Source organism: Kytococcus sp. HMSC28H12, assembly GCF_001816045.1.
Classification (GTDB): Bacteria; Actinomycetota; Actinomycetes; order Actinomycetales; family Dermatophilaceae; genus Kytococcus; species Kytococcus schroeteri.
Map to the genome: position 1 here is coordinate 1 of NZ_KV824439.1, position 1,259 is coordinate 1,259.

The following is a 1,259-nucleotide window of genomic DNA, read 5'->3' on the forward strand; positions in this document are numbered from 1 at the left end:
GTGGGCGCGTCAGGCCAGCGGCACGTCCTCGACGGCGGCCAGCAGGGTGCGCAGGCCGGAGCCGGTGCCGCCGGCGGGGGTGTAGCCCCACGGGCTGCCCTCGTGGAAGGCCGGGCCGGCGATGTCGATGTGGGCCCACGGCAGCTGCTGGGCGTCGCCCGTGACGTGGTCCTCACCCTGCGTGGAGCCCACGAAGCGCATCAGGTAGGCCGCGGCGGTCTGCATGCCGGCCGGCTTGCCGTAGCCGATGATGTTGCGCAGGTCGGCCACGGGGGAGACGAGGCCCTCGTGCACCTCCTCGGGGATGGGCAGGCCCACCAGCGGCTCGCCGGTGCGCTCGGCCAGACCCACCACGCGCTCGCGCAGGGCGTCGTCGTTGGCCACGACGCCGGCGGTGCGGTCGCCCAGGGCCATCACCGCGGCACCGGTGAGGGTGGCGATGTCGAGCACCAGATCGGGCTTCTCGCGGGTGGCCAGCACGAGGCCGTCGCACATGGCCAGACGGCCCTCGGCGTCGGTGTTGAGCACCTCCACGGTCAGGCCGTTGAGGGCGGTCACCACGTCACCGGGGCGCTGGGCGTCGCGCGAGGGCATGTTCTCGGCCAGGCAGAGGATGCCGGTGACGGCCGTCTGCACGCCCAGCTCGGCGGCGGCGAACACGGCGCCGGCCACGGCGGCCGCGCCACCCATGTCGCACTTCATGGTGGTCATGCCCTGCGGCGGCTTGAGGGAGAGGCCACCGGTGTCGAAGGTGATGCCCTTGCCCACCATCGCCACGTGCTTCTGGGCACCGGCCGGGCGGTAGCGCAGCACCGCGATGCGGGGACCGCGCGCCGAGCCCTTGCCCACGCCGTGGATGGCGCCGGCGCCCATGGACTCCAGCTGCGCGTCGTCGATGACCTCGACCTCCACGCCCTGCGGCGCGCGCTCGGTCACCGAGGCGGCGAAGGACTCGGGGTAGAGGAAGTTGGCGGGGGTGTTCACCAGGTCGCGGGCGTAGGCCATCTGGCGGCCCAGCACCAGGGCGCGCTGCAGCCCGGTCTCCACCTCGGCGGCGTCCCCGGCGGGCACCACGGCGATGCTGCGCACCTCGGGGGCCTCGGCCTCCACCTCGTCGGTGGCCTCCACCGAGCTCTTGAAGCGGGTGTCGGCGTAGGCGCCCAGCACGGCGCCCTCGGCGGCGGCGACGGTGCCGGTGGCGTCGGTGGCCGGCAGCGCCAGCACCACACGGGTGGCGCCGGCGGTGGCGCGCACGGCGG

1 protein-coding gene is annotated in these 1,259 nt (G+C 75.0%); it reads right to left on the reverse strand.

Annotated elements, in window-relative coordinates; translation table 11 throughout:
* Positions 1-9: 9 nt before the first annotated feature.
* A partial coding sequence (locus tag HMPREF3099_RS05865) for a leucyl aminopeptidase (RefSeq protein WP_141762017.1) occupies positions 10-1,259 on the reverse strand: 1,250 nt, incomplete at its 5' end.